Annotated in this window: 22 protein-coding genes; 11 read left to right on the top strand and 11 right to left on the bottom strand. The window is 65.8% G+C overall.

Annotated features, from left to right (window positions below):
* Positions 1-19 precede the first annotated feature (19 nt).
* Entirely contained in the window at positions 20-811 is a 792-nt protein-coding gene (locus ACOOFO_RS06525) for a 3-oxo-5-alpha-steroid 4-dehydrogenase (RefSeq protein WP_420429137.1), read from the top strand.
* The gene (locus ACOOFO_RS06520) at positions 801-1,598 is read left to right on the top strand and encodes a nuclear transport factor 2 family protein (protein WP_420429135.1); all 798 of its coding nucleotides are present in this window, start codon (positions 801-803) and stop codon (positions 1,596-1,598) included. The genes ACOOFO_RS06525 and ACOOFO_RS06520 overlap by 11 nt, the downstream gene beginning before the upstream one ends.
* A gap of 49 nt (positions 1,599-1,647) precedes the next feature.
* Here ACOOFO_RS06520 and ACOOFO_RS06515 read toward each other — a convergent pair whose 3' ends face one another.
* The 7 genes from ACOOFO_RS06515 to ACOOFO_RS06485 are packed head-to-tail and all read right to left on the bottom strand — an operon-like array spanning position 1,648 to position 9,518.
* Positions 1,648-2,700 (bottom strand): Rieske 2Fe-2S domain-containing protein, encoded by a 1,053-nt coding sequence (locus ACOOFO_RS06515; RefSeq protein WP_420429133.1) that lies wholly within the window; start codon positions 2,698-2,700, stop codon positions 1,648-1,650.
* A gap of 5 nt (positions 2,701-2,705) precedes the next feature.
* Positions 2,706-3,572, bottom strand: coding sequence for a DUF1295 domain-containing protein (locus ACOOFO_RS06510; protein ID WP_420429131.1), 867 nt, complete (start codon positions 3,570-3,572; stop codon positions 2,706-2,708).
* Positions 3,569-4,561 carry an SDR family NAD(P)-dependent oxidoreductase gene (locus ACOOFO_RS06505; RefSeq protein ID WP_420429129.1) on the bottom strand — a complete coding sequence of 331 codons (993 nt, stop codon included), beginning with the start codon at positions 4,559-4,561 and terminating at the stop codon, positions 3,569-3,571. The genes ACOOFO_RS06510 and ACOOFO_RS06505 overlap by 4 nt, the downstream gene beginning before the upstream one ends.
* Positions 4,558-5,811 (bottom strand): NADH:flavin oxidoreductase, encoded by a 1,254-nt coding sequence (locus ACOOFO_RS06500; RefSeq protein WP_420429127.1) that lies wholly within the window; start codon positions 5,809-5,811, stop codon positions 4,558-4,560. Before ACOOFO_RS06500 ends, ACOOFO_RS06505 begins: the two co-directional genes overlap by 4 nt.
* Positions 5,786-6,541 (bottom strand): SDR family NAD(P)-dependent oxidoreductase, encoded by a 756-nt coding sequence (locus tag ACOOFO_RS06495; protein WP_420429125.1) that lies wholly within the window; start codon positions 6,539-6,541, stop codon positions 5,786-5,788. Before ACOOFO_RS06495 ends, ACOOFO_RS06500 begins: the two co-directional genes overlap by 26 nt.
* Positions 6,542-6,583: 42 nt before the next feature.
* Positions 6,584-8,314, bottom strand: coding sequence for an FAD-dependent oxidoreductase (locus tag ACOOFO_RS06490; RefSeq protein WP_420429123.1), 1,731 nt, complete (start codon positions 8,312-8,314; stop codon positions 6,584-6,586).
* Positions 8,315-8,324: 10 nt separating this feature from the next.
* On the bottom strand, positions 8,325-9,518 hold the full coding sequence (locus tag ACOOFO_RS06485) for an acyl-CoA dehydrogenase family protein (RefSeq protein ID WP_420429121.1): 1,194 nt from the start codon (positions 9,516-9,518) through the stop codon (positions 8,325-8,327).
* A 225-nt stretch (positions 9,519-9,743) separates the two neighbouring features.
* On the opposite strand from ACOOFO_RS06485, the gene ACOOFO_RS06480 reads away from it, so the two are divergent.
* The gene (locus ACOOFO_RS06480; RefSeq protein WP_420429119.1) at positions 9,744-10,853 is read left to right on the top strand and encodes a Rieske 2Fe-2S domain-containing protein; all 1,110 of its coding nucleotides are present in this window, start codon (positions 9,744-9,746) and stop codon (positions 10,851-10,853) included.
* A 48-nt stretch (positions 10,854-10,901) separates the two neighbouring features.
* Here ACOOFO_RS06480 and ACOOFO_RS06475 read toward each other — a convergent pair whose 3' ends face one another.
* Positions 10,902-11,285 carry a steroid Delta-isomerase gene (locus ACOOFO_RS06475; RefSeq protein ID WP_420429117.1) on the bottom strand — a complete coding sequence of 128 codons (384 nt, stop codon included), beginning with the start codon at positions 11,283-11,285 and terminating at the stop codon, positions 10,902-10,904.
* Positions 11,286-11,471: 186 nt separating this feature from the next.
* Between ACOOFO_RS06475 and ACOOFO_RS06470 the strand changes: the two genes are divergently transcribed.
* From ACOOFO_RS06470 to ACOOFO_RS06455, 4 genes are all read left to right on the top strand, one after another.
* On the top strand, positions 11,472-12,683 hold the full coding sequence (locus ACOOFO_RS06470; RefSeq protein WP_420429115.1) for a helix-turn-helix transcriptional regulator: 1,212 nt from the start codon (positions 11,472-11,474) through the stop codon (positions 12,681-12,683).
* 96 nt (positions 12,684-12,779) lie between these two features.
* The gene (locus ACOOFO_RS06465) at positions 12,780-13,517 is read left to right on the top strand and encodes a hypothetical protein (RefSeq protein WP_420429113.1); all 738 of its coding nucleotides are present in this window, start codon (positions 12,780-12,782) and stop codon (positions 13,515-13,517) included.
* 106 nt (positions 13,518-13,623) lie between these two features.
* A complete protein-coding gene (locus tag ACOOFO_RS06460; RefSeq protein WP_420429111.1) occupies positions 13,624-14,640 on the top strand; it encodes a carbon-nitrogen hydrolase family protein in 1,017 nt (338 codons plus the stop codon).
* A 40-nt stretch (positions 14,641-14,680) separates the two neighbouring features.
* Positions 14,681-15,100 (top strand): VOC family protein, encoded by a 420-nt coding sequence (locus ACOOFO_RS06455; protein ID WP_420429109.1) that lies wholly within the window; start codon positions 14,681-14,683, stop codon positions 15,098-15,100.
* Between the two features lie 20 nt (positions 15,101-15,120).
* Here the strand turns inward: ACOOFO_RS06455 and ACOOFO_RS06450 are convergent, their stop codons facing one another.
* Positions 15,121-15,531, bottom strand: coding sequence for a hypothetical protein (locus ACOOFO_RS06450; protein ID WP_420429107.1), 411 nt, complete (start codon positions 15,529-15,531; stop codon positions 15,121-15,123).
* A 32-nt stretch (positions 15,532-15,563) separates the two neighbouring features.
* A complete protein-coding gene (locus ACOOFO_RS06445; protein ID WP_420429105.1) occupies positions 15,564-16,091 on the bottom strand; it encodes a helix-turn-helix transcriptional regulator in 528 nt (175 codons plus the stop codon).
* A 535-nt stretch (positions 16,092-16,626) separates the two neighbouring features.
* On the opposite strand from ACOOFO_RS06445, the gene ACOOFO_RS06440 reads away from it, so the two are divergent.
* Entirely contained in the window at positions 16,627-17,901 is a 1,275-nt protein-coding gene (locus ACOOFO_RS06440) for an EAL domain-containing response regulator (RefSeq protein ID WP_420429103.1), read from the top strand.
* Positions 17,902-17,952: 51 nt separating this feature from the next.
* Here the strand turns inward: ACOOFO_RS06440 and ACOOFO_RS06435 are convergent, their stop codons facing one another.
* Entirely contained in the window at positions 17,953-18,840 is an 888-nt protein-coding gene (locus ACOOFO_RS06435) for a LysR family transcriptional regulator (RefSeq protein ID WP_420429101.1), read from the bottom strand.
* Positions 18,841-18,938: 98 nt separating this feature from the next.
* Between ACOOFO_RS06435 and ACOOFO_RS06430 the strand changes: the two genes are divergently transcribed.
* The 3 genes from ACOOFO_RS06430 (at position 18,939) to ACOOFO_RS06420 (ending at position 20,722) form a co-directional block, all read left to right on the top strand.
* Positions 18,939-19,946 carry a sodium-dependent bicarbonate transport family permease gene (locus tag ACOOFO_RS06430; protein WP_420429099.1) on the top strand — a complete coding sequence of 336 codons (1,008 nt, stop codon included), beginning with the start codon at positions 18,939-18,941 and terminating at the stop codon, positions 19,944-19,946.
* 21 nt (positions 19,947-19,967) lie between these two features.
* Positions 19,968-20,291, top strand: a complete 324-nt coding sequence (locus tag ACOOFO_RS06425) for a DUF3240 family protein (protein WP_420429097.1) — start codon at positions 19,968-19,970, stop codon at positions 20,289-20,291.
* 83 nt (positions 20,292-20,374) lie between these two features.
* Positions 20,375-20,722 (top strand): hypothetical protein, encoded by a 348-nt coding sequence (locus ACOOFO_RS06420; RefSeq protein ID WP_420429095.1) that lies wholly within the window; start codon positions 20,375-20,377, stop codon positions 20,720-20,722.
* The last annotated feature ends 8 nt before the right edge of the window (positions 20,723-20,730 follow it).

The following is a 20,730-nucleotide window of genomic DNA, read 5'->3' as shown; positions in this document are numbered from 1 at the left end:
ATGAACAAGGAGTGATGGCATGACCTGGTATACCGGCGATCCGGTGTTCGACACGGTACTGGCCGTTGGCTTGGCCTTTGCCGCCGTGACACTGCTCGGCAGCATCTTCGTACCGGCGCCCTACGGCCGCTTCGCGCAGGGCAGCGGTGTCAATCTGCATCCCAAGCTCGGCTGGTGGCTGATGGAGATTCCGGCCACGGTCGTCTTTCTGTTCTTCTTCCTGCAGAGCAGTCCCGAGGCCTGGACGACGACGACGCTGGTGCTCGCCGGCCTCTGGTTGCTGCACTACGGCAACCGGGGCTGGTTCTTCCCGCTCGCCATCCGCGCCGCACCGGGTGCGCGTAGCAGCTTCAGCCTGATGGTCATGGCCATGGGCATGTTCGTGACCGCCATCCACGGCTATCTGCATGCGATGTGGTTCACCGAGTACGGCAGCCATCTGACCCCACAATGGCTGACGGACCCGCGCTTTCTCATCGGGCTGGCGATCTACGCGCTCGGGCTGTTCCTGATCCTGACCTCGGAGTCGGTGATGCGGCACCTGCGCCCCCCGAATCCGCCCGCCGACGCGCCGCGCTATCGCATCCCCTATGGCTACGGCTTCCGCTGGGTGTCCAATCCGCAGTATCTCGGCGAGATCATCGCCTGGACCGGCTTCGCCATCCTGACCTGGGGCTTGCCCGGGGTGATGATCCTGCTCATCTCGGCGTCGAATCTGGTGCCGCGCGCACTGGCGACCCACCGCTGGTACCGCGAGCAGTTCCCCGACTATCCGCGCGAGCGCCGCGCGCTGATCCCCTATGTCCTCTAGCAGCCGAATCGCGGCCATGCTGGCCTGCGTGCAGGCCTCGCCTGAGGCGGTGGCGCGGCATGACCGCGACACCTGGCTGGGCCTGTTCAGCGAAGATGCCGAGGTGCACGATCCGGTGGGGGCACGTCCCCACCTCGGCCCGGAAGCGATCGCGCGCTTCTACGACACCTTCATCGCACCCAACGACGTCGCCTTCGAAGTCGACCACGAAGGCGTCTGCAAGGACCTCGTCTGGCGCGATGTGACCATTCATACCCGCATGGCCACGGGCCTGGCGCTGAGCGTGCCGGCGCACCTGCGCTATCAGCTCACCACAACGGCTGACGGCGCGCTGCGCATTCACCGACTGTATGCGCACTGGGAACTTGCCAGCATGGTGCGGCAAAGCCTCAGCCAGGGCTGGCTGGGCGTGCGCACCTATGCCGGGCTGACGCGCCACATGCTGGCGCAGCAGGGCATGGCCGGTGCCGTCGGCTTTGCGCGCGGCTTCGGCGGCATCGGCGCACACGGCCGCCGACGCGCGGAGATGCTGCTGCGCGCGCTGCGCAACCACGAGCGAGCCGTGGCCACGGCGCAGCTTGCGCCGGAGCCCCGTTTCGAAGTGGACGGCGTGCCACTTGCCGATCTCGATGCTCTGTTCGCGCAGGCGAGCGGACTGCAATGGCACAAGGTGATGGCAGCCGGCACCCAGGTCACGGCCAGCATCCGCAGCGATGCGGGCCACGGCCTGGCACTCTTCGATTTTGATCGCCAGGGGCGCATCGCGGCCTTGCAGTGGTGCTTCTGAGGCGCGCTTCCGCCCTCGCTTTGGCGGCGCCGCCCCTGGCCGCCCGCCCCTAGTCCGCGACGGGCGCGGCGTAGAACTGGGCTGCCCAGCGGCGGTGCTTGGCGATCGGCCCGTCGCCGGCGGCAAGCGCGGGTTCGACCGGCGGTGCCAATGTCTGCCAGAGACGGATGTCGTCGTGGATATCGCGCAGATAGCCCCGGCGCAGCACGCGCTGCATCAGCGCTTCCACCGCTCCTGTGGGCAGAAGTCGCATCAGCGGATGAATGCGCTCGCGCTGCGTGATCCGGCGCAGCGCCATCGAATGCCACAGCAGACTGCGACCCGGGCCAAGCGGCGTGGGATTGACGAAGGTGCGCATACCCAGGCCGAGCCGTGGGATCTCAACATCGGTGACGGAATAGCCGAGGCCCCAGGCGCGATAGTCGAAGCGCACCTGCTCACTGCTGGCCAGGCGCCGGCGCAGGGCCGACGGCAACCACGCGGGGCCGTCGCTGCCATTGCTGAAGCGATAGGCCGTGGTGAGACAGGGGCCTTCGGTGTCGAAGGCGGCTTCGCGGGCCACGGCATCGTAGCCGTGCACCGTTGCCAGATGACCCTGGTCGGCGATGCCCTCCATGATGGTCTGCACCGAGGCGTCGACCGCATCACACCACACCGTGGCCGGGCCATAGTCGGCCGGCGACACCGGCTCGGGCTGCCAGGCCGGTGGCGCGCCCTCGGGATGGAACCAGACGAGGATCCAGCCATTGCATTCCATGCAGGGCCATTGCCGGGTCCGCGCCTTGGGTGCCGCCGCCCCGCCGTAGCCGGTGCGTTGGCAGACGCCGTCGCGATCAAAGGCGAAGCCGTGCACCGGACAGACCAGCAAATCGCCGTCGACGGAACCGCCGCAGGAGAAGCGCCCGCCCAGATGCGGGCAGCGGTCGTGCGCGCAATGCACGCTGCCATCGTCGGCGCGATAGACCACCAGATCGATGCCGCCCACCTGCACGGGCTGCAGGCCACCGGCCGGAAGCGCTGGACCGTGCGCGACGGTGTACCACCCCGCCGGCACGGCGGTGGCCGCGTGGGTGGGAACGGTCAACGGATGCGGTGCGGCCATGGTGCTCAGCGACGCGGTGGGCGCGGGATCAGCATCGGGACATCACGCATCACCTCGGCATAGGCCGGGCGACGCTCGAGACTGCGCTTTTCCATCATCGGGATGCTGACCGTGGCAAACATGACCGTCATGGCAATGGCGCCGATGATGAGCCACCACCAGCCCTCCGGATAGGCTGCCAGACCGAAGAGCATCAGTCCCACCCAGAAACTGATCTCGCCGAAGTAATTCGGGTGCCGCGACCAGCCCCACAGCCCGCTACGAATGACCTCGCCCGGCTGCGCGGTCTTGAGAAAGCCGCGCAACTGGATGTCGGCGATCATCTCGATGAACACGGCACCCAGCGTGACCACGATGGCCAGCGCGTCCAGCCAGTTCAACGGGCCGCCCCCCAGGCTCACCGCGGCGTAGAGCGGCAGGCAGCCCAGAAAGACCTGGATGGTCGGGAAGAAATGGATGCCGAAGAAATCCGTGAACAGCGCCATGCGGGGATGCCGATCACGCACCATGGGGTAACGCCAATCCTCATGCTGCAATCCGGTCCAGTGGTGTGCCCAGTTGTAGGTGAGGCGCACGGCCCAGAAGCAGACCAGTGCCAGCACGATGCCCGCGCGCGGGTCGGCCGCCGAGCCGGCCGCCCACCACCAGTAGAAGCCCAGCAGGGGCGGAATCACGCTCCAGTAGGCGTCGTAGAAGCTGGAATTGCGGTAGGCCCGGCTGAACAGCCAGATCACCACCGTGGCCACGATGTCCGCCACCAATGCCCGCCACAGCGGGTCGCCGGGCACAATCCAGAGCGTCAGAGCGCCCGCGGCAATGGCCACGGCGTAGGCAAACCAGATGATGGCCAGCGCACGATCACGTTCGGTCATGCGGTACTCCTCCCTTGTAGTGGTTCTTGGGCCTCTGGCATGGCGAAGGGCCTGCCAATGGCGTCTTCGCACAGGCGCCACAGGCGCTGGCGGGCTTGGGCGTCGCGCGCCGCCGCGGCGGGTTGCAGCAGGCGCAAGCGCCCCGCCATTTCACCCGGTCCGCCCGGGCCAAAGAGACTCCCGCCCGGAATTGCGCTATCCACCGCAGCCTGCACGATGGGGCGCGCCGCGAGCTCGGGCGGCCGTCCGAGCAGGCGCATGACGGTGTGGAAAGCAATGTCGGTAAGGTGGTCGTGCAGCCCGCGACGCGGCTGCCCGTCGCGACTATGGCCAATGCCGGTCTTGGCCACCCCCGGATGCGCTGCCAGCGAGGTCACGCGACTGCCGCTCGCGCGCGCCCGCGCCTCGCACTCCAGCGCCAGCATCAGGCTGGCGAGCTTGGCCTGGTTGTAGGTTCGCTGTGCCTCATAGGCACGCACGCCATGCACATCCTCCAGGTCGATGCGTGCTTGGCGGTGCACCAGGCTGCTGACCCAAACCACCCGCGCCGCCGGCTGCGTCTCGAGTTGCTCCCACAATCCGGCGGTCAGGGCGAAATGGCCGAAGACACTGATGGCAAAGGCCAGCTCGTATCCCTGCGCGGTGGTGCGCCGCCGCAGTGGCGGCAGAATGCCGGCGTTGTTGATGAGCAGGTCCACGCCCGGCCACGCCGATGCGGCGCACAGCCGCTGCACGGCCGCCAGGTCGCTGAGATCCAGCGCTTCAAAACGGACCTCGGCGCCGGTCTCGGCGGCGATGTGGTGCGCAGCGTGCGCCCCCGTCTCGGCGTTGACATCCAGCAGGGTCAGCCGCATGCCCAGCGCAGCCAGTGCCTGCGCCGTGGCGTAGCCAATGCCACTGGCCGCGCCGGTGATCACCGCATGCCGGCCCGCAAAGGGCGCGAACCGCGCCTGCGCCCATGCAGTGATTGCCAGCGGCTCGGTGGTCATGCCGCCGCCGGCTGCCGATTGGCTTCGGGATCACCCGTGCCGGTGAGCACGCAATGGGTGCCGCCCGGCTCGTACATGGTGACGATGCAGGCATTGCAGGCCGTACAACCGGATTCCGTCTTGTCACCGCCGGCAAAGCCGTTTACCAGGCCGGGATCGTGCAGCAGGGCGCGCCCCATCACCACAGCGTCAAAGCCATCCGCCTGCAGCTGGGCAATGCCGTCCATGCTCTTGGCACCCCCAAGATAGGCCAGCGGCATGTTCACCTGCTGCCGGATACGGTGCGAGTAGCTGCGCAGGTACAGCTCGCGGAAGGGAACCTTCGGCTCCCACAGCCGCATCACGCGGCTGGCCGTGCGCACCACCGGGTTCTGCAATTGGGTAACGGCCTCGGCCGGCATGTTGCTGCCGAAGATCTGCCAGGGAGCCTCGACATTCATGCCGCCGGAGAGCACCACCATATGCGCACCGGTGCGCTCCAATGCCTTCACCGTGGTGACGACATCCTGCAGCACAGCGCCGCGCCGATGCCCTTCCACCACGCTGATCTTGCACAGCACGGCCAGGTCGTCGCCCACCGCATCGAGCACCTGGCGCAGCACCTGGGCCGGAAAGCGCGCCCGCTTTTCCGCATTGCCACCCCAGAAATCCGTGCGCCGGTTATAGAGCGGCGACAGGAACTGGCTGAGCAGATAGCCATGCCCCATATGCAGCTCGACGGCATCAAAGCCCGCCTCGCGGGCGCGCTGCGCCGCGGCGACGAAATCGTCGGTGATGCGCGCCATATCCGACAGCGCCATGGCGGACTTGAAAGGCCGGCCGGCGATCATGCCCGGCGGGTTAATTCCGCCGGATGCCGACAGTGGATAGCGCGTGGCCAGCTTGGGGAGAAAGGTGAAGCAGCCGCCATGGGTGAGCTGCGCACAGGCGGCACCGCCTTCGGCGTGCACGGCGTCGGTCAGCACGCGCAGGTGCTTGATGGTGTCGGCGTCGAGCGTGATCTGATCTTCGAAGGTACGGCCGTCCGGCTCCACTGCGCAGTAGGCCACGGTGGTCATGGCGGCGCCTCCGGCGGCCATGCTGCGGTGGTGCTGCACCAGAGCACGCGTGGGGACGCCCGCCGGCGCCATGCCTTCGTTGGTGGCGGACTTGATGAAACGATTGCGCAGCCGCAAGGGCCCCAGCGTCAGCGGGGTGAAGGCCCAGTCGCGTGCCGCCTCGGCCTCAGGCAATGCGCGCCTGTCCGCCATCGAGCGCGATGCTCTGACCGTTGACATAGGCACAGTCCTGCGAACACAGGCTGGCAACGAAGCGGCCGATATCGGCCTCGCAGTCGCCAATCCGCTGCATCGGCACCGTCTGCACAAAGGCCTGGGATTCATCCGGGTATTCCCGCATCCACCAGGCCATGGCCGGAGAACTCGCCAGCGGCAGGATGGCGTTAGTGCGGATGCCTTCACTGCCCCATTCACAGGCCGCGGCGCGGGTGAGCTGGCGGATGGCTTCCTTGACCGCGCCGTAGCAGCCGTAGCCGCCGGCATCCCAGCGCATGGCCGCCGGTGAGGCCAGGTTGATGATGTTGCCATCGCCGCGCAGATGCGGGTAGGCCAGCTTCATCAACCGGAAGGTGGCCAGCGGGCCCGACGACCAGCCGGCCTGGAAGGCCTCTTCCTCGACATCGTTGAGTCGACCCAGCGGGACCTGCTGGGCGTTATTGACCAGGATATTGAGGCCGCCGAGCTCGCGCACGACCGTATCCACGGCCGCCGCCAGCGCCTGGGCGTCGTTGACGTCCCCGCTTACGGCGATGGCCTGGACGCCGCGGCTGCGAGCACCGTCCACCGTCTCTTGCAGGCGCTCGGCGGTCCGTCCCATGACGGCCACGTGTGCACCTTCCGCGGCCAACGCCAACGCGATGCCCTGCCCGACACCCTGTCCCCCACCGGTGACCAGGGCGACCTTGCCCTCCAGTCGCTGCATGCTTTCTCCTCGCTGTGCCGCACTGCGGTGCGGCGTCTTCTTCTAGGCGGCTTGTCGTTGTGCCTCGGCCTGGCGCGCGATGTCCTGCGCGGCGATGTAGGCAAAGGTCATGGCCGGACCCAGGGTGGCGCCCGGTCCAGCGTAGGTGCGTCCCATCACCGCGGCGGAGCAGTTGCCGACCGCGTAGAGCCCCGGTATCGCCTGACCGTCGGCCTGACGCAGAACCCGTGCGTGATCGTCGGTGAGCAAGCCGCCCTTGGTACCGATTTCGCCCGGATCCACACGCAGTGCGTAGAAGGGCGGCTTTTCCACCGGACCCAGGCAGGGGTTCGGCCCGACGCTTGGGTCGCTGTAGTAGCGGTCAAAGACATTGCCGCCCTTGTCGAACTCGGTATCGACGCCGCGTGCGGCGTGCTGCGCCATGCGCTCGACCGAGGCCTGCAGGCCCTGGGCGTCCACCCCGATCTTGGCGGCCAGGGCCTCCAGTGAATCGGCGCGATAGATCACCTTGTCCCACCAATCCTTGGGAAGCTTGCTGTCCGGCTGGATACTGCCCGGCAGGGTCGGACCGGCGGGGTAATTCTTGCGGAAGCGGCCGTCGAAAATGAACCAGCACGGCACGCAGGCGCCGGTGGCCTCGTGGTTGCGATAGATCGCGTAGACCACTTCCGTGTACGGACCGGCCTCGTTGCAGAAGCGCTCGCCCCGCTGGTTAACCATGAGGCTGCCCGGCAGCGCGCGCTCCACAAACAGCCCGGGCTGCGGCGTCACGCCCGGCATGTGCACGGTGGGCGTGCCCCAGGTGAGATTCATGAAGGCGCAGTCCGCTCCCAGTGCCTGGCCGGCGCGGATGCCCTCACCGTGGTTGACTCCGGGTGCCGCCGTCCACTCGGCGCGGGTCGGTGCCGGCAGGTACTGCTCACGCATCTCCTGATTCGACTCGAAGCCGCCGGTCGCGAGCACCACGGCGCGCCGCGCCTGGACCCGTTGCCGGCCGTTGGGGCCATCGACCTCGACGCCGACCACGCGACCGCCTTCTTCCACCAGCGACACCAGCGAGGTATTCAGGCGCAGCGGCACCTGCTGGCGCTGCAGTGCGGCGCGCAGGGAACCCACCAATGCCTGCCCCAGCGTGAGGCGGCGGTCCCGCTTGGTGCGACGGCGCCAGCGGAAATCGGTCCAGTAGCGCCACATCATGCCCAGTGTCAGGCGAATCCACCCCTTGCCCTTGGTGAACAGGGTGTGGGCTTCGACCTGGTCCATGGAGATGCGTCCCATCAACTGGGTGCCCGCATAGGGTTCGCGCTGCTCGTCAAACAGCGTGCCCAGGCGCGCGGCATCAAAGGCAGCCGGCTCCATGGTGCGGTAGCCCGGCTTGCCACCCGGCGTATCCGGAAAGTAGTCGGGATACTTGCGCACCGAGCGGAAGTGCACGTCGGCCTCTTCGGCCAGCGTGCGCACCATCTCCGGTGCACTCTTGAGATAGGCCGCGATGCGCGATTCCGGGACCTCGCCGCGCGTCAGGTGGCGCATGTAGTCGAGCGCCTCCTCGTAGCTGTCGCTGCCGCCGACACCGGGGATCTGATCGTTGCACGGGATCCAGATGCCACCCCCCGAGACCGCAGTGGTGCCACCGTAACGATCAGTCTTCTCGAGCACGATGCTCGAAAGCCCCAATGCCTGTGAACGCAGGGCGGCTGTCATGCCGCCTGCGCCCGAGCCAACGACGACGACGTCGAAGCCCTCGTCCCAGTTGCGCGCTGCCTCGCTCATGATCGCGCTCTTAGATGAAGACGTCGGTGTTGTCGCGACCCAGCATCACGCCACCGAAGTTGCTGCCGAACATGTGCGCGTTGTTGGCGTAGTGCGCACGGGCGGTGTGCACATCCAGGAAATACCGGTGCAGCGAGAAGTCGGTGAAGATGCCGCGGCCACCGGCCGCACCCATGAGGCGCGAAACACGCTCGGCACAGCGATCCACCACCTGCGCTGCCTGGTAGCGGAAGTGCAGGCGGCGCTCGATGGACAGCGGCTTGTTCTGACGCACGCTGTCGAGAATCTCATCGAAGTTGCGGTGCAGCACCAGCTTCATCTCATCCGCAGCCACCAACGCATCGGCCACCGCCATCTGCGCGGGCGCCTGCTCGGCGGTCTTCGAACCCATGTTGCCGGTCCAGTCGGTGGCCCAGTCCTGGAAGACCTTGGTCGCGCCGACCAGGGCACCGATGGCGGCCGAGGACACGGCGCGCACGAAGATCTGACCGAAGGGAATCTTGTACAGCGGCGCGGTGAAGGTGTCCTTGCCCGGGTTGGTGCCGTTGAAGCCGTCGGTAGCCTTGTGCGTGCGGTATTCCGGCACGAAGGCGTCTTCGACGATGATGTCGTTGCTGCCGGTGCCCTTCAGGCCCATCGTGTGCCAGGTGTCCTCCACGCGGAAATCCGAGCGCGGCACGAGGAAGGTGCGGTATTCCGGCGGCTGGCCCTCGTTGAAGATCAGACCACCGAGCAGCACCCACTCACAGTGATCGATGCCACTGGAGAAACCCCAGCGACCGCTGAACTTGAAACCGCCCTCGACCGGCGTGACCTGGCCCTTCGGCATGTAGGTCGAGGCGACCAGCGTGGACGTGTCGTCCTTCCAGACGTCCTCGGCGGCGCGCGGGTCGAACAGCGCGAGCTGCCAGTTGTGCACACCGACGATGCCGTACACCCAGGCGGTGGACATGCAGCCTTCGGCAAGGATCATGGCGATGTCGTAAAAGACATTCGGGTCCATCTCGTAGCCGCCGTAGGCCTTGGGCTGCAACACGCGGAACAGGCCGGCGTCCTGGAGTTCCTGGATGGTTTCATCCGGGATGCGACGATTCTGGGCCGTTTCCGGGGCGCGTTCTGCGATCTTCGGAACCAGGTCACGGGCGCGCTGTAACAGCACTTCGGGACTGACCACGGACACGGCGCTCTGGGCGTTGCTTTGCATGACGATCTCCTGCTGACGTGCGGCTGGAAGGCCATGGCATTGGCACGACTCTTCCACGATGCATCGCATTACATCGGGCTCCTCGCGCGTGGGCATCGTCCGAAATGACTACGTTGCACTTTGTCTAACTTGCCGCAATGCACTCACACAAATGGGTGATGCACCACTTTGGCCACCGCTCAACACTGCGCCGCGTTATCGCTATAAATGGACTGGAGTTAGCGCATGGCCACTGCAATTCGCCCCGCCGCCGGCAAGGCGCCGATGCATACGATCGAAGCAGCCGAACCGCCGGAGCGCTATGCCCGGGGCTGGCACTGCCTCGGCCTTGCCGCCGACTACAAGGACGGCAAGCCCCACAGCCTCAACATTTTCGGCACCCGTCTCGTTGCCTACCAGGGCGAGAGCGGCAAGGTGCACATCCTGGATGCCTGGTGTCCGCACATGGGCGCCGACCTCGGCCTCGGTGAGGTCAAGGGCGACGCTGTGGTCTGCCGCTTCCACGGCTGGCACTGGGGTGGCGACGGCAAGTGCACCGAGATCCCCTACTGCAAGCGCATCCCCCCGAAGGCACGCGTGCGCTCCTGGCCCACCTGCGAGGAGAACAACCTGCTCTTCGTCTGGAATGATCCGGAAGGCGGCGAGCCGCCGGCCGAGCAGGCCATCCCGCGCATCGACCACGCCTTCTCCGACGAGTGGTCGGAGTGGCATATCGTGAAGTGGGACATCGGCACCAACTGCCGCGAACTGATCGACAACCAGGCCGACATGTCGCACTTCACGCCGGTGCATGGTTCGGAAAGCGTCGAGTACTTCGCCAACATCTTCGAAGGCCACAAGGCCACGCAGATCATGGTGGGCAAGAACGAGCGCCTCGCCGGCCCCAACGCCTACCTGACCACGATCGCAACCTACTTCGGTCCGGCCTACCACATCACCCACATGTTCGGTGAGGCCCACGGCATTCCGATCGAGTCGATCCTGCTGAACACGCACGTGCCGGTGGACCAGAACCGCTTCGAGCTGCGCTTTGGCGTCATGGTCAAGAAGATTCCGGGCATGGACGAAGCGGCCTGCAACGACATGATCAAGCAATACGTCGACCTGACCTGCAAGGCCTTCTCGGAGGACGTGGAGATCTGGCACAACAAGGTGCGCGTCGACAATCCACTGCTGTGCGATGGCGATGGCCCGATCTATCAGCTGCGCGAGTGGTACGAGCAGTTCTACGTCGACCGCGACGAGGTGCCGGCCAAGCGCAGCGAACGGCGGGTGGTGGAGTTGAAGCAGGAAGTCAACGAGAAGCCGCCGCTCGAGCACGTCTTCGAAAGCTGATTCATACGACCGGATCCGCCGGCGGCAAAGGCCGCCGGCATCCTCGCCTCAGTCGGCGAGCGATTCCATGTCGGAGGGCCCCCAGTAGGCCTGCATGGACTGGAACTTTCCGGCGTCATTGAAGGTCATCACATCGATCACCCGGATCACACTCGGCCCTTCGGGCATGGTCAGTTGAACATCAAACGCCATTGCCGCGGCGTTGCTGTGCGAAGCACGAATGGGTGCCGCAAGCGTCAGCCGCGCCCCCGTTTGCACCGCCATCCGATAGAACTCGGTGATGGCCTCGCGGCCCTGTCGTACCGGGCTTCCCACGGGATCTTCCACCGTCGCGTCCTCGGCATACAGGCGCACGATGGCCTCAGGATCCGCCGCGTTGAAATGATCGATGTAGGCCTGCATGGCCGCCTTCATCCCTTGTTCGTCGTTCATTGCGTCCTGCACTCCCGCTGCGCATATTTTTGGAGGCTGCATGGTGGCGGCCGAAACGGTAGGGCGTCTTACCTCGGACGGATGAGCCAAAGCAGCCAGACTCGACATTCGTCACGCAATGCACGACGATGACGGAAATACTAATTACTAGAGCCCCCGTAGGCATGTTCCTAGGAGACCAACAGCATGGCCCGAAGTCAGACCACACTGATGGAGGCGCGCGAAGCTGCGCACCCTGAAATGACCGTCAGCGAGATCGCACAGCTGACCGGTTCGGAAGCCTTTCAAAGCCTGGATGCCCTCGTCGGAGCGATCTACGACGGCGCCCTTTCCACGCCGCCGTGGAAGGAGGCCATGGGCATGGTGCAGGAGCGCCTGAGCGCCGAACACGTCACCCTGATGCTGCGCCCGCCGTCACCGGAGAGCAGTGGCGTCATGATCAACACCGGTGAAACCACGCAGCAGGCCACCGAGTCCTATGCCACCCGTTTCTCGTCCATCGACCCCTTTGTCCGTCTGGACGAGGGTCAGGTTGTCACCGCCGAGGAAATGGTGGGCAAGGAATGGCTGAACAGTACGGTCTATACCGAGTACCTCAAGCCGCTCGGCATCCGCCATCTGCTCGGTGCCGATCTCTACACCAAGGACGGCGTCGAGTGCCGTCTGCGCATTACGCGCACGGAGGATGACAAGGTCTTCACCGAGGAAGACAAGGACTTCGTTCGCTTCCTGTTGCCGCATCTCAAGCGCGCCATTCAGCTGCATACCAAGCTCGATCTGCTTGAGACGGAGCGCCAGCTCTTCGCCGGCACCATCAATCGCATGCTGCTCGGCATCATCAGCTACGACGAGCAGGGCAACATCATCGAGACCAACGAGGAAGCCCGACGCATCCTCGGGGAGAAGGACGGCATCTGGCTGGCACGCGACGCGCTGCGGCTCGACCGCGTCAAGGAAGAGCGCGAGCTGCATCGCATCATCCGGCGTGCCTGCAGCGGTGAAGGCCAGGAGACGTCCCCCGCCATGGTCGATGCCATCGCCATCACCCGCCCGTCGGGCCGGGCCACTCTGGGCGTGCTGGTCAAGACCGTGCCCGCCGGCAAGTATTCCGAAGGCAAGTACCGCCCCGCCGCGGTGGTCTACCTGCGCGACCCGGAGGCCAATGCAGCCCAGCCCTCGCACGAACTCGTGCGCCGCCTGTTCGGCCTGACGCGCATGGAAGCCACGCTGGCGCTGCTGCTGACCGAGGGCCTGACCCTCGACGAGGCCGCCGAGGAAATGAATGTGCGGCGCAATACCGCGCGTACCCACCTGCGCTCCATCTTCTGCAAGACCGGCGTGACGCGCCAGACCATGCTGGTACGCCTGCTGCTGAATTCGGTCATCCGACTCGGCTGATCCTGACCGGCCGACGCCCGTCGCGTGCGGGCGTCGGCCTTTTCTTGCGGCCGGCGATCCGCTACAAGGGAATCCCCACCCGTACCGGACGCCTCCATGCGCCCCGCACCCGCCTCCTTCTTGCGCTTTTTGCAGCGCCGCCGCCCCAGCCTGCGCCTGCCGCTGTACGCCCTTACTGTGTTGTTGCTGATGGTTGCCAGCCCCTCCGCGCCTGCACAAACGGACGGCGCCGCGCTGAGCCAGGGCGACGTGCGCCAATGGCTTGAACTGCGCATTGAAACGGCCAGGCTGCAGCGCCGCATGGCGCGACAGGCCGACGCCTATGACGACTTGCCGCTGGCCTTTGCCGAGAAGCGGCGGGCGCTACTCGATGCGTCGGGCTATGGTGCCGCGCGCTTCGACGCCCACGCGGATCGGATCTGGGGCGCCGTCAGTGCGATCAACGAGACAGAGAATCGTGCCCGCGAGCGTGCGGATGCCGATGCCGAGATCCAGCGCTATTGCGCACCCGATGCCAGTGCCTCCATGGACATGCCCGCGGATTCCGCCGAGGAACAGCGGGCCTTGATTGCGGAAATGCGCGCCATGGGCGTCCCCGAAGAACAGCTCGCAAAGATGCAGACGGCGCTGGCGCAGATGCCCTCCGCCGAGGAAACCGCCAGCGCACTGTGCCGCGGCGCCCGCGAACAACGCGATGTGTTGCGCCAGGCCCATGAGGCGCAGGTGACGATGACGCAACGGGACTGGCCAGCGGTGCGCCCCTGGCTGGACGCCCTGCAGCACTTCGAAGACTGGTATGCAAGCAACCGCAGCGACCCGCCGGTGCTGCGCTGACAGAAACCTGCGCCCGCCACAGCCACCCACTTCCGCGCACGACGCCGCGTGTGCCCGCTAAGGTGGGCATCCATTGACTTGATTGATGCCGACAAGGAGTTCCCGCGTGTCCAGCAGCCCTTCCGCCATATCACCACCTGCCACCCTCCGAGCCGCCGCCGTACAACTGGAGGCCGAAGTCGGCGATATCGCCACCAATCTGGCACGCATCGAGGCCCTGGTGGACGAGGCCGCCCAGGCAGGGGCCCGGCTGATTGCGGTTCCGGAATTCTGCACCTCGCGGCTGCCTTTCGACCCGCGCGCCCACGAGGCCGTACTGCCGCCCAACAATGCGGCCGTGGACCTGTTTCGCCGACTGGCGGCGCGTCACCAGTGCTGGATTGGCGGCTCCATGCTGATCGCCGACGGGGACGCCATCGCCAATCGCTATCACCTGGTCGAACCCGACGGCAGCGTGCACTGCCACGACAAGGATCTGCCCACCATGTGGGAAAACGCCTTCTACGGGCCTGGCAACGACGACGGCGTCTTCGACACCCAGTTGGGCGGCGTCGGTGCGGCGGTGTGCTGGGAGTTGATCCGCACCCAGACCGTGCGCCGCATGCTGGGCCGGGTCCAGGTCGCAATGACCGGCACGCACTGGTGGACGATGCCCTCCAACTGGGGGCGCGCCGTCGACCGGGGTCTCGCCGCCATCGGCCAGTACAACCGCTACCTTTCCGAGAATGCGCCGGCGGAGTTCGCGCGGCGGCTCGGCGCACCCGTGCTGCAGGCATCGCATTGCGGTCACTTCCGCACCGGCTTCCTGGTGGCACCCGGTCTGCGTTGGGCGCCACCCTACGACACGGCCTTCGTCGGCAGCACGCAGATCGTCGATGCCGAGGGCCGCGTGCTTGCTCAACGCCAGGCGCAGGAAGGCCCCGGCATTGTCGTCGCCGACGTCACGCTGGGGGCCATCGCACCCGTGCAACCGCTTGAAGAGCGCTTCTGGATTCCCGAGCTACCGCTTTTTCTGAAGGCCTACTGGCACCATCAGAACCTCTGCGCCAAGCGCTACTACCGCGATCACGGCCGCGCGCTCGGTCTGGCCAGTGCGGCGCGTTATCGCGGCATGGCGCGCTGAGACCACGCGTCGCTCAGCCGGCACCAGTTACCCGACCGCCATGCCCTGCCCCTTTCATCTCGCCATTCCCGTCGACGACCTCGCCGCGGCGCGGACCTTCTACGGCGACACGCTGGGCTGCATCGAAGGCCGGAGCGCGGCGCATTGGGTGGATTTCAACTTCTTCGGGCATCAACTCGTGGTGCATCAGATCCCCGACGCGCATCGGTCCGCCACGCACAACCCGGTGGACGGGGACGCCGTCCCGGTACCGCATTTCGGCGTGGTCCTGACCAAGGCGCAGTGGCGCGCCCTGGCGGACCGGCTGCAAGAAGCCGGCGTCCACTTCGTCATCGCCCCGCGCATCCGATTCGAAGGTGCGCCCGGCGAGCAGGGCACCTTCTTCCTGTACGACCCGGCGGGCAATGCGCTCGAGTTCAAGGGCTTCGCTGAACCCGAGGCCATGCTGTTCGCACGCTGAGCTCCCGCCGATGACGCGTCTCAGCGTGAATGGCTTGGGGCGCGCACGAGGGTCCAGCCAATCGCCACCGCGATCCCCGCGATGAAGCCGCCAAGCGACCACATCATGACTTGGGCAAGCAACCCCCAGCTCGCATACACACCCAGCGCGCCCGCAAGCAGAAGCGCTGCCCCCTGGGTCGCATTGCTGACCAGGCCCATGCGGAGCGCCGCACGGGGGAACTGACCTGCTCGACATGCTTCGATGCCGCCGTAGTAGCCAACCAATAGCGCGAGCGTCGACAGACCGTACAGACGAAGGAACAGCATGGTCGGCATGGCTGGAAAGCCGAGCCAGAGATACAAGTTCTCCGGTGCGAGCAGCATGGGGAGGGCAGCAAAGCAGGCGGTGCCCAGAATCTTGATCCAGAGAAGACGAATGATGTTCGACATGCACCAGCCTCACGAGAGTGGGAAGGCGCAAGCTACCTGTCTTGCTGCACCGCGTCTTGTTGAAAACGGACACGCCAATGCCCCGGGGGCATCCGGGTAAGCACTCGAAAGTCATGCGTCATCTGCGCCTGATCGACATAGCCACTGCCGTGCGCGACGTCGACAATGGGAATCGACCCCCGCCGCAGCATGGCAAGTGCCGTCTGCATGCGCCGAATGCGTCGGAATGCCACCGGTGTGACGCCCACCTCGCTCAGAAACAGGCGCCTCAACTGCCGATCAGACACGCCGATGCCGCGCGCCAGCGCCTCGATAGGAAGACGCGAGTGTTGCGGCGCATGTAGCTGCTCCATCGCGGCGGCAACCAGTGGATGGTGCGGGCAGCAACTGACCCGCTCGACGATGCGCATTTCCAGCATACGCGCGAATTGAATGGGGTCCGAAGCGCGAACCCACTCCTTCGCATGGAAAGCACTGCCGCTAGGGGCCAGCAAACGCACAATGCCGTCAGAACACGCCCCCTCAAAGCCCTCCCAGCGTCGTAATGCGCCCGCCACCATCCGTACGCCAAGACATCGGGTACCCGGCGGGACCCATAGCGAAAATGGCTGTCGCATCGACCGGATGACGGCGACTCGCCCCGGATGATCGAGGTCGAAGAGGAGGTCGCCCGTGGCATCGGCAACCACCGGGAACGGCAGCGCGTGCTGCCCATCGTTCTCCACCAGGTACCAACGGTCAATGATCCGGGCCGCAGCCGGTCCGGGTGGGAACTCTGTGCAGCGCAGCCCCTCACCGGTCCCGTTGGCTCCTGGTTGCAACGCATGCATGTTCTTCGCACCTCTGCTTCACGCGACATGCATGCTAGCTGCAACTGGCTGGCTACTTCCCCCGCAGAGCACTATTTGCGGCGGTAAACATCTGGACGTCATGCGAGATGCCCCTTCCTTCAACAGCCATCAAGTTTTTTGCGACCGCCTCGACAGGCCGTGAACTTCCAGGCGCCACCATCACCCTGACAAGCGGTAGAGGCCCACGCTTAACCCTGCAGGGAGCGCGGTCGATAATAGCGGCACGATTCCTCGACTCTATGCCATGGGCAGTGAAACCAGCCACGAAGCACGTCCATCGGCACGCAAGCCGCTCCCCGACAAAGCCGACCGGGAGCTGCGCATCCTGGTCGTGGATGATGCGCTGGCAATCCGGCGTTTCCTGACGGCGATCCTGCAGGACATCGGCGTTCGCGAGGTACTCACCGCCGAGGATGGCAATGCGGCGCTGCGCGCAATCGACGAGTCTTCCGAGCCCATCGACCTCGTCTTCTGCGACCTGATGATGCCGGGCATGGATGGCGTGGAGCTCCTGCGCGAAGTCGGCCAACGCTGCCCCGGTGTCGCGGTGCTGACCATTTCCTCGCTGGATTCCCGGCTGCGTCTGTCGGTCTCGGAAATGGCACAGCGACTGGGCATGACCGTGCTCGGTGTGCTTGGCAAGCCATTCACCGAGGCCGATATCCGCCGCGCGTTGTCCCGTTTCCATGATCTTCGGCGCAAGGGCATGCAGGTCAGCGATCTGCCGATGACCGATGCCGAGATCAATACGGCGCTGAGCAACAAGCAGGTTGTGGTGCACTACCAACCCAAGGTCCGCGTCGATAGCGCCCACGTGGTCGGCGCCGAGGCGCTGGTCCGCCTGCGCGACCCCCAGGGCGGTCTGATTGCACCCGATGCCTTTATCGAATCGAGCGAGGCCGGCGGCCACATCGAAAACCTGACCTATCAGGTCATCGAGATCGCACTGCGCGATGCGGGGGCCTGGGCGCGCGAGGGGCTTCGTCTCAACATCGGCATCAACTTGTCCAGTTCCGCCATTCGCCGACTGGACCTTCCCGAGCACGTCCAGGCCGTGGCACACAGCCACGGCCTCAGCCCATCCCAGGTGACACTGGAAATCACCGAATCCGAGCTGGCCAATGCCACGGAATTGCTGGACGTATGCGCCCGCTTTCGCATGCGGGGCTTCGGCTTGTCGATCGACGATTTCGGCACCGGCGAATCGGGACTGTCGCGGCTGCGCTCGCTACCCTTCACGGAACTGAAGATCGACCGTCAGTACGTGGACGGCGCCGCCGAAAACGAGGAATTGCGCGCAATTCTTTCGACCTCCATCGACCTCGGCAAGCGCCTGGGAATGACCGTCGTCGCCGAGGGGGTACAAAACGATGCCGACTGGGCGCTGCTCGACACGCTCGGCTGCGACGTGGCTCAGGGCTATCTGATCAGCCGTCCGCTCCCCGGTGACAAGATGATGAGCTGGGCCCTGCGCTGGCAGCGACTGGCTGACAGGGTCGCCGAAAAATCCAGACAATAGCCGGACGCCTGGCCCTTTCGACGGCGCGTAACGGCAGCGTGCCCGCTTGGATCATGTCACGCCGTGCGCAGCCAGCAGACGGGTGATCAGGGGATTCGGGAAGCGGCGTTCCAGCGTAATCGCGGAGAAGGTCTCGGAGATGCCGGGCAACACAGCCAGCTCACGGAGGCTGCCGTCGCGCAGCTCGTCACGCACGACGATGGGCGGCAGTACGGCAACGCCGATATTCTCGCGCGCCAGCAGGCGCATCATGGCCATGTCGTCGACTTCCGCCGCGATCTCGACCTGCACGCCGAGCTTGACGGTCAGCGCGTCGAAGCCGGTGCGCACGCCGCTGTCCCGCGACGGCAGCAGCAACGGGTGCTGAGTCAGCAGCGCTTTCAGCGTGCCGCCTTCCCCCTCGCGCGATGCGGCGCCGATCAGGCTAACCGGCTGCTGCTCGATCTCGAACACCGTCCATGCGCTGGTATCGCTGCGCAGCGGTACCTGGTTGGCGAGGACGATGTCGACATTGTGGGTTTCCAGCGCGTGCATCAACTCGTTCAAGGAGCCTGAGCGCAGCACCAGGCTGATGTCCGCGTCTCCGATGACGGGCGCGAGGAACTGGCGCTGCAGGTTACGCGACAGCGTGGCCAGCGCCCCGATCGTCAGGCTGCGACGGCTGACCCGCCCCGCCTCGCGCAGCGTACCGAGCAATTCGCTGCCGGCCGCAAAGATGGCGTCGGCATAGTCCAGAGTGAGCTGGCCAGCCTCGGTCAGCTCGAGGCGCCGCCCCCGGCGCTCGAACAGTGCATGGCCGAGCTGATCTTCAAGCTTGCGGATCTGCACCGAGAGGGCCGACTGCGACACGCACAGCTTTTCGGCGGCACGCGTCAGGTGTTCCTCGTGGGCCACAACCCAGAAGTAGTACAGGTGGTTGTAATTGAGCTTGCCGGCCATTCTGTTCTTATTTATAGAACAGTTGATTCGTCATAATCAATTTTACTTATCGTTTGCAGTGCGTAAGGTAGCCGGCATCGCCGCATCAGGATGCCCGCATGGAAGCCCTCGCCGATTTCGCCCATACCTTCCTCAGTCAGCTGCAGAAGCCTACCCTGGCCTTCCTGCTCGGGGGCATGTTCATCGCAGCGCTGGGCAGCCGCCTGGTCATCCCGGACGCGGTGTACCGCTTCATCGTCTTCATGCTGCTGATGCGCATCGGCCTCGAAGGCGGCATGGAGATTCGTGACGGCAACTTCGCCGACATGCTGCTGCCGGCCTTCTGGGCGATGCTGCTCGGTTGCGGCATCGTCCTGATAGGACGCTGGACGCTGGCACGACTGCCAGGCATCAAGATGGAGGATGGCATTGCCACCGCCGGCCTGTTCGGCGCGGTATCGGCCTCCACGCTGGCCGCCGCCATGGTGGTGCTGGACGAGGAAAGCATCTTCTTCGAGGCATGGATTCCGGCGCTCTATCCCTTCATGGACATCCCGGCCCTGGTGCTCGCCATCGTGCTCGCCGGCGTGCACCAGCAGCGCCAGTCGGGCACGCATCACAGGGTGATGATCTGGCCCATCGTCAAGGACAGCCTGCGCGGCTCGGCCCTCTCAGCGCTGCTGCTGGGCCTGCTGCTCGGCCTCTTCACCCGCCCCGAGCCGGTGTTCGAGGGCTTCTACGATCCGCTGTTCAAGGGGCTGCTGTCGGTGCTGATGCTGATCATGGGGATCGAGGCCTGGGCGCGGCTTGCCGAGCTCAAGCGCGTCGCACACTGGTTTGCCGTCTACGCGCTCTTCGCTCCGTTGATCCACGGTCTGCTGGCCTTCGGCCTGGGCGTCGTGGCGCACTACGCGACGGGCCTCAGCCCCGGCGGGGTCATCCTGCTGGCAGTAATGGCCTCCTCCAATTCCGACATTTCCGGTCCCCCGACCTTGCGCGCGGGGATTCCCGGCGCGAATCCATCGGCATACATTGGTGCCTCCACCAGCATCGGAACTCCGATGGCGATCGCGGTCGGCATTCCGCTGTATGTTGCCCTTGGCGAGCTGGTCTTCGACCTCGTCTAGCACGCACGGAGACACACACACATGACCTACAAGGCAACCGAAGTCACCATCGTCACCGAGAAGGTGATCCAGGACCAGATCGTGGCCATCATCGAGGCCGAGGGCGCGACCGGCTATACCGTGATCGAAGGCAGCGGCAAGGGCCGCCACGGCGTGCGCACACACGCACGCCCGTCGGTGGCGGGTGACGCCTTCGATATCGTCAAGATCGAGGTCATCCTGGCCAACCGCGCTGCCGCCGAGCGCATTGCCGAACAGGTGGCGGACAAGCTGTTCACCTACTACTCGGGCATCGTCTACCTCGAAGAGGTCGAGATCCTGCGCCGCTCGCGCTTCGGCGACTAGGACGCCTAGAGCGGCGCCCACTACGACTGCCCCGCAACGGTGGCAGACTCGGGGCCGCGATCACGACCACAGGAGCCTCGCCCATGCCGCACTGGACACGCATCGGCCTCGTCACCGCCATCGCCCTCGCCGCCAGCGCCTGTACCCAGGAATCGCAGAACAAGATCGGCCGGTCAATTCAGAACTGGACCGGCACCAACGGCGTGCTTGAGATCTATGCCGGCGACAAGGTGGTACGCCGCTTCCTGGACATCGACAAGCTCACCTCCAGCCAGGGCACCGGCAGCGGAGGCCTGCGCGCCTACCGCTACGGTTACGGTGTGCTCGACGCCAATCTCAATGGCCAGATCGACGACAACGAGAAGAAGGTCTACTTCGAGATCAGCGACTACTCAACGCCCTACGTCTTCTACGAGAACCCGAACCGCTGAGGGCGCGG

Source organism: Algiphilus sp. (genome assembly GCF_965216485.1).
Classification (GTDB): Bacteria; Pseudomonadota; Gammaproteobacteria; order Nevskiales; family Nevskiaceae; genus Algiphilus.
The sequence above is the reverse complement of the archived record's forward strand: the minus strand, read 5'-3'. Positions and strand labels throughout refer to the sequence as shown.

What these genes read in the sequence shown, in the direction of transcription:
- ACOOFO_RS06455 (WP_420429109.1), top strand. Translation starts at nt 14,681, where the DNA reads ATGCCCTGCCCCTTTCATCTCGCCATTCCCGTCGACGACCTCGCCGCG.
- ACOOFO_RS06480 (WP_420429119.1), top strand. Translation starts at nt 9,744, where the DNA reads ATGGCCACTGCAATTCGCCCCGCCGCCGGCAAGGCGCCGATGCATACG.
- ACOOFO_RS06440 (WP_420429103.1), top strand. Translation starts at nt 16,627, where the DNA reads ATGGGCAGTGAAACCAGCCACGAAGCACGTCCATCGGCACGCAAGCCG.
- ACOOFO_RS06515 (WP_420429133.1), bottom strand. Translation starts at nt 2,700, where the DNA reads ATGGCCGCACCGCATCCGTTGACCGTTCCCACCCACGCGGCCACCGCC.
- ACOOFO_RS06525 (WP_420429137.1), top strand. Translation starts at nt 20, where the DNA reads ATGACCTGGTATACCGGCGATCCGGTGTTCGACACGGTACTGGCCGTT.
- ACOOFO_RS06510 (WP_420429131.1), bottom strand. Translation starts at nt 3,572, where the DNA reads ATGACCGAACGTGATCGTGCGCTGGCCATCATCTGGTTTGCCTACGCC.
- ACOOFO_RS06490 (WP_420429123.1), bottom strand. Translation starts at nt 8,314, where the DNA reads ATGAGCGAGGCAGCGCGCAACTGGGACGAGGGCTTCGACGTCGTCGTC.
- ACOOFO_RS06485 (WP_420429121.1), bottom strand. Translation starts at nt 9,518, where the DNA reads ATGCAAAGCAACGCCCAGAGCGCCGTGTCCGTGGTCAGTCCCGAAGTG.
- ACOOFO_RS06420 (WP_420429095.1), top strand. Translation starts at nt 20,375, where the DNA reads ATGCCGCACTGGACACGCATCGGCCTCGTCACCGCCATCGCCCTCGCC.
- ACOOFO_RS06520 (WP_420429135.1), top strand. Translation starts at nt 801, where the DNA reads ATGTCCTCTAGCAGCCGAATCGCGGCCATGCTGGCCTGCGTGCAGGCC.
- ACOOFO_RS06445 (WP_420429105.1), bottom strand. Translation starts at nt 16,091, where the DNA reads ATGGTGGCGGGCGCATTACGACGCTGGGAGGGCTTTGAGGGGGCGTGT.
- ACOOFO_RS06470 (WP_420429115.1), top strand. Translation starts at nt 11,472, where the DNA reads ATGGCCCGAAGTCAGACCACACTGATGGAGGCGCGCGAAGCTGCGCAC.
- ACOOFO_RS06505 (WP_420429129.1), bottom strand. Translation starts at nt 4,561, where the DNA reads ATGACCACCGAGCCGCTGGCAATCACTGCATGGGCGCAGGCGCGGTTC.
- ACOOFO_RS06500 (WP_420429127.1), bottom strand. Translation starts at nt 5,811, where the DNA reads ATGGCGGACAGGCGCGCATTGCCTGAGGCCGAGGCGGCACGCGACTGG.
- ACOOFO_RS06425 (WP_420429097.1), top strand. Translation starts at nt 19,968, where the DNA reads ATGACCTACAAGGCAACCGAAGTCACCATCGTCACCGAGAAGGTGATC.
- ACOOFO_RS06465 (WP_420429113.1), top strand. Translation starts at nt 12,780, where the DNA reads ATGCGCCCCGCACCCGCCTCCTTCTTGCGCTTTTTGCAGCGCCGCCGC.
- ACOOFO_RS06475 (WP_420429117.1), bottom strand. Translation starts at nt 11,285, where the DNA reads ATGAACGACGAACAAGGGATGAAGGCGGCCATGCAGGCCTACATCGAT.
- ACOOFO_RS06435 (WP_420429101.1), bottom strand. Translation starts at nt 18,840, where the DNA reads ATGGCCGGCAAGCTCAATTACAACCACCTGTACTACTTCTGGGTTGTG.
- ACOOFO_RS06495 (WP_420429125.1), bottom strand. Translation starts at nt 6,541, where the DNA reads ATGCAGCGACTGGAGGGCAAGGTCGCCCTGGTCACCGGTGGGGGACAG.
- ACOOFO_RS06430 (WP_420429099.1), top strand. Translation starts at nt 18,939, where the DNA reads ATGGAAGCCCTCGCCGATTTCGCCCATACCTTCCTCAGTCAGCTGCAG.
- ACOOFO_RS06450 (WP_420429107.1), bottom strand. Translation starts at nt 15,531, where the DNA reads ATGTCGAACATCATTCGTCTTCTCTGGATCAAGATTCTGGGCACCGCC.